This window comes from Geobacillus sp. DSP4a (assembly GCF_013096875.1).
Lineage (GTDB): Bacteria > Bacillota > Bacilli > Bacillales > Anoxybacillaceae > Geobacillus > Geobacillus thermophilus.
The window spans coordinates 1-222 of record NZ_SDLD01000304.1; the positions used below are offsets into that span (position 1 = coordinate 1).

The following is a 222-nucleotide window of genomic DNA, read 5'->3' on the forward strand; positions in this document are numbered from 1 at the left end:
CTGAAGATCAAAGAGAATTAAACGACCAAAAAGCACTGGCAATTGATTTAGGATTAAACAATCTTGCCACTTGTGTCACATCAGACGGCAGATCATTCATCATTGATGGGCGGAGATTAAAAAGTATCAATCAATGGTTTAACAAAGAAAATGCCAGACTTCAAAGCATAAAAGATAAGCAAAAAATCAAAGGCACCACTCGTAAACAGGCTTTGCTTGCTA

At 36.9% G+C, this 222-nt stretch carries 1 protein-coding gene; it reads left to right on the forward strand.

Annotation, left to right across the window (positions count from 1 at the left end):
- A partial coding sequence (locus ETC02_RS17445) for a transposase (RefSeq protein WP_171698521.1) occupies window positions 1-222 on the forward strand: 222 nt, incomplete at both ends.